This window comes from Streptomyces sp. rh34, assembly GCF_002551245.1.
GTDB lineage: Bacteria > Actinomycetota > Actinomycetes > Streptomycetales > Streptomycetaceae > Streptomyces.
In genome coordinates this window covers 1-5408 of the sequence record NZ_NTGZ01000371.1, presented here as the reverse complement: position 1 = coordinate 5408, position 5408 = coordinate 1, and the positions used below count along the sequence as shown (strand labels likewise).

The following is a 5408-nucleotide window of genomic DNA, read 5'->3' as shown; positions in this document are numbered from 1 at the left end:
ATAAGAGACAGCCCGGGGGCCCATCGTCCACCGGGCGGCGCGCCGGCCCGTGCGCAGCCGGTTCGCGCCCAGCAGCGCGACGACCACGAACAGCACCGGCACCACCAGCGCCGCCAGGACGGCGGGCCACTGCCACAGGCCGCCCAGCAGCCCGGCCGCGCCCGCCATGAGCAGCACCGCGCCCGGGGTGCGGGGCGGTGCGGCGTACTCCGTGGCGGAACCGCGGGTCACCGACTCCTCGGAGTGGTCGGCGAGCCGGTGCAGCAGCGCGGTGCCCGGCACCGGCTCGACCCGCCCTGCCAGCGCGGTGAAGTGCTGGGCCACCGAACGCAGCGCGAGCCCGTCACCGAGGAGCGTGCCCGCCAGTTCGCGGAGTCCCTCGCCGACGCGTTCTCCCGCGCTGTCGGCCGTCGGCACCCGCAGTCCGAGCGCGCCGAGCCGGGCGGCGGCCTCCGCGGTGGGCCTGTCTCTTATACACATCTCTGATGGCGCGAGGGAGGCGTNCTGCCTTGCCAGCCCGCTCAGAGATGTGTATAAGAGACAGGTCGGCCGTCGGCACCCGCAGTCCGAGCGCGCCGAGCCGGGCGGCGGCCTCCGCGGTGGGCGCCGCGCCGCCGCCGACCCGGAGGGCCCGTTCCACCAGGGCGCGGAACCCGTCCAGATCCTCGCGGGCCTGGTGCAGATCCGCCTCCAGGGCCTCGCGCCGGACCGGGTGCAGCAGGCCGGGGAAGGACCGCAGCGCGACGAGGTCCCGGTCCGCACGGTCCAGGGACTCCGCGCACGTCCGGTGCGCGCGGTCCGCCACGTCGTCCGGCCGCCGGTGCCCGTGGCCCCGGCGGTCCCGTCCCGTCACGAGTGCGCGCAGCGGTTCGGGCAGCCGGGCGTCCGGGGTGATGTCGACCGGGTCGCCCGCCCCGGTGTCCTCACCCGCGAACCGGGTCAGCGCGTCGCGCCAGGCCCGGTCCCTGACCTCCGTCGGCAGGTCCTGCTCCAGCAGCCGGACCCCGGGGGCGGCGACGGCGTCGGGCAGCTTCCGCAGGCCCTCCAGGACCCGGACGAAGACGTCCGGGACCGACAGGAGGTCCACGAGGACGGCCAGCGACGCGGGGTCGTCCGGCTCCGGCCGGTCCAGGGCGGTACGGGCGGAACGCAGATCACCCGCCCACACCAGGCCGGTCGTGGAGGTCCGCAGGGTCGTGGGCCGCACCAGCCGGCGGTCGGGGAGGTACGCCTCCTCCCCGCCGGCGTACGAACCGGGGGAGCTGCCCACCAGCAGCACCAGGATCCGGGTCTCGCCCACCGCCCGGTAGCCGGAGAGCAGTTCGTACTGGAGCTGGTGGTCGGTCAGCCCGGCCGGGGTATCGGTGACCAGGAACAACGGGTAGTCCGGTTCCGGCAGTCCGGCCCGGCCCAGCTGTTCGGCCACCTGGTCGCGCACGGCCTGCGGGGTGGCCAGGGCCGCGGCCCCGGCGCGCAGGTCGAGACGGACCACGGCGGTGGTGTCCTCGGGAGACGTCACTGCGGGCCCCCGTTCCGGAAGGAGCGCCCGGCGGTGTCCTCGTCCGCGTCCCAGCCGTCGCCGTGCCCGGCGCCCGGGGCCGGGCGGCGCACCGGCGGCCGGTCCTGCTCCCCGAACCCGTCCGGGCCGCCGACGGGCTCGTCCCGGTGGGGCCGGTCGTCGCCGAACCGGTCGTCGCCGAACCGGTCGTCGCCGAACCGGTCGTCGCGGGGCCGATCTTCGCCGAACCGGTCGTCGCCGAACCGGTCGTCGCGGGGCCGGTCGTCGGTGTACGCGTCGGTGAACCGTTCGGCCCGGGGCCGCTCGTCCGCGAACCGCTCGTCCCGGCGTCCGTCGCCCCGGGCCGGACGGTCGTCGCGGGGCCGGGAGTCGGTGAGCCGGTCGTCGCGCGAGGCGTCGGACTCCCCGTACCGCTCCTCCCCGTACCGCTCCTCCCCGTACCGGGCGCCTCCGTACCGGGTGTCCGTGCGCCGGTCCGTGTCGGCGTACCGCTCCTCCGCGTCGTACGGGGCCGAGTGGGGCGCCGAGCGCGGACCGGGCAGGGTGTCGTCGCGGAGCCGTTCGTCGGTGCTCGGGGCCGGGGCCGACGTGCCCCAGTCCTCGTCGTCCTCCACGACGCGCCGGCGCTCCGGCGCGGGCCGGGAGGGAGGCGGCTTCGGGACGCCGCCGCGTGCGTGTTCCAGCAGCGTGCGCAACGTGGGCTGGATCGCTTGCTTGTCGCCGAACTCCATGTCGAGCGCGGCGGGCAGGGTCTCCGCCCAGAACTCCCACAGCGGCCGGATCCAGCCGTCCACGCGCCGGCCGCCGAGCTCCCGGCGCTCCTCCAGGAGCTCCAGCTGGCGCGGGGCGACGCGCTCGACCAGCTCGACGAACATCGGGTGCGGTGTGCTGCCGGCCCGGGCCAGCCCGAGCGGCTGGGCCCCCATCAGCTTGCGGCAGTAGTCCTCCACGGTCCGTTCGTCGTCCAGCACCGTCCAGCGTTCGTAGGAGCGCAACAGCTCCGACCAGCTGGAGATGCCACCGGGGAAGTCCCCGAGCCGCAGCCGTACCCCGGGGACGCTCGCCCCCTTCTCCGGGAACAGCCGCAGCCGCACCCGCGAGGGCGAGACGGGCTCGCCGTCCAGGATGTCGACCTGGCCGTTCCACAGGCAGCACAGCAGGCGGTGCAGGATCGTGCGCCGGTCCTCCTCGCTGCTGACCATCCAGTCGTCCTCGAAGCCCAGGCGCTGCCGCCAGCGCAGCACGTCGTGGGCCTGCTCGTCGTCCTTGGCCCTGGCCCACTGGCGCAGCACCTTGCGGGCCTCGGGCACCTGGGTGAGGCTCATCTCGCTGCGGAAGAGGACCACGGTGATCGAGTCGCTCTCCACGCCCCGGTACTCGACGGAGCTCTTCGCGTCGGACGGCAGCCGCAGCGCCTTGTCGAGGTACTCCTGCACCTCGTCCGCCGCCTGGACCCGCGGGTAGGTGACCAGGACCCGCAGCCGTCCGGTGCCCTCCGGGGTGAAACCGACCGGCAGCAGACCGGCGAGCTTACGGCTGAACAGGTCGAGCGCCTCCTTGCTGACCTGGTCCGTGGCCTCGGTGTCACCGGCGGCCGCCGCCAGCAGGGTGCTCATCGAGGGCAGCAGGGGCCGCTCCTCCAACTGCGCCCCGCTCTCGGCGAAGAGCCGGGTGATCCGCCCCTCCAGCCGGGTCTTGACGATGCCGACCGCCCCGTCGGGGCTGCGGCGGCTCCGCGCGTGCACCTCCTGCCAGGTGTCCCCTTCGATGAGTTTGAGCAGCAACGACGCCTCGTCGTCGCCCTCACGCAACTCCTCCCGCCGGATCAGCCGGGCCACGACGTCCTCGTAGAAGTGGTTGAGGCTGCGCTGCGGCGGCAGGAGGTAGGAGATGCCGGTGCGCTCCGCGTACAGCTCCAGGCCCTTCTGCTGGGAGGACTTGCGCTCCTGGTCGGCGTGTTTGCGGAAGGCGTTCACCAGCCGCGCCAGGTCGGTGCCCGCCGTGTCCGCGTGCGACTGCCAGCGCTGCTGCTGTTCCCGCCACGCCTCGTGCCACACGGCCCGGCAGCGCCAGCGGTACCAGCTGTCCTGGGCCTGGAGGGCGGCCCGTACGTCGTCGTCGCCCCACCGGGCCGGGGACATTCCGGCGATACGGCCCTTGATCCGGGGGGTCTTCGGCGGCTGGTCGGTGACGCCCGGGGGCCGCTTCGGGGAGCGGGAGCGGGCGGTGAGCATGCCGAGGAAACCGAGCCGGGTGATCTCGTCCTCGCTGTCCGGGACGCCCCGGACGAGGCGTTCGGCGAGGAAGGGGTCGACGCTCTGCAGGAGCTTCTCGATCGCCGGGCGCGGGCTGAACCGGGCGGCCATCGCGGCGGCCTGCCGGTCGGCGATGGACTGGAGCTCGGACAGCAGGCGCTGCATGTCCCCGATCCGGTTGTTGAGCGCCTCCTCGATCGCCCGGCCGCCGCGCGGCAGCGGCTGCGGGTCCTCGACGGGCAACTGCTTGCGCTCCCACAGCTCTTCGAGCTGGGAGTCGGCGAACAGCTGCCGGACCAGCGGCACCGTGTCGTCCTTCGCCGGGTTGCGCGGCCGCTCCACCAGTTCGGAGACCGCGACCCGCAGCAGCCGCCCGGCCACCAGGTCGGCCAGCTGCTCCATCGGCGCGGTCATCGAGGCGACCAGGCTGGTGGACACCCCTTGCCGGCCGATACCGGTGGGGGACAGGGCGCTGCGCTGCACGCCCCGGTTGATGAAGCTCGCGGCGAAGGTCTGGAAGTCGTCGTCGCCGGCCATCGACCGGCCCTGGGAGCGGCTGTCGCCCAGTTCGGTGCCGATCAGCGACATCACCAGCGAGACGATGGAGCGGCGCAGGTCGTCCTGGCGGATGCCCGCGGTCGGACTGAAGAGGAACGCGGTCGGCAGGATCCCGGTGCGCAGCCGGACCGGGGTGGTGCCCGGGTAGCGGATGCCCAGGCCGGTCTCCTGGTCGAGTTCGCCGATCTCCGCGCCGGCCGTCGGCGCGTTCTGGCTGTCGACCAGCCGGAACAGGTCGACCAGCGACCGGGCGGCGTTGAGTTCCGCCTCGCGCCCGCCGCCGGTGGAGGCGGAGAACGAGGACGGCATGACGACCAGGGGATAGATCTTCACGCCGTTGAAATTGCGCATCTTGAACGCCTGGTTGATCAGGTGCAGATAGTCCAGGAAGATCCCGGCCCCGGTGCCGCCCGCGACGGAGAACGCGACGAAGACATCGCAGCCGGCGACCCGGCCGCCGCCCAGTTCGCTCAGCTCCCCCGCGGCCCTGGCGATGGCGTCGATCGCCTGGAGAAGAGGTTCCAGGACCGGCTGGAGGGAGTGCCGCAGGGTGGCGAAGAGCGCGGCGCGGCCCACCGTGGGGAGCTGGCCCGCGCCGTTGTGCAGGGGCGTGACGCGCGGCTCGCCCTCGCGCGGGGGCAGCCAGCCCGCGACCTCCTCGCGCAGGCTGGCCCGCAGCATCTGCGTCACGTCCGGCGAACTGTCGAAGTTCGGCAGGAGGTTGTGGGTGGCCCGCGAGGTGCGGGCGTACGCCGCGCGCAGCGAGGAATCCACGTTGAACTGGGGCAGCCGCTGGAGGTCGGACTCGCTGAAGTCCGCGTACACGAACTGCAGGCAGTCGGGCAGCTGGTAGGGGGCGAGGCCGCCGATGTGCTGGAGGGCGGTGCCGTCGGGGCCGCACAGGTCCACGCGCAGCTTGCGTTCCAGTTCGGCGCCGACGAGGCCGCCGGTCCCGCCCAGGCCGACGAAGAGCATCGGCTGGAAGATCTTCATGGGGTTCCTCCCGCTTCCGGCCGGAGTGGGGCCGGTTCGTCCATGGGCGTCACCGCACGGCCGCGAGGCTCGCGGCCGTGCGG

The 5408-nt window shown here is 74.1% G+C and carries 1 protein-coding gene and 1 pseudogene; both read right to left on the bottom strand.

Annotated elements, in window-relative coordinates:
- Positions 1 to 417 (bottom strand): annotated as a pseudogene (locus CR470_RS35400) (hypothetical protein); the annotation flags it as partial.
- Between the two features lie 1098 nt (positions 418 to 1515).
- The gene (locus tag CR470_RS35390; protein WP_097871639.1) at positions 1516 to 5325 is read right to left on the bottom strand and encodes a tubulin-like doman-containing protein; all 3810 of its coding nucleotides are present in this window, start codon (positions 5323 to 5325) and stop codon (positions 1516 to 1518) included.
- Positions 5326 to 5408 lie beyond the last annotated feature (83 nt).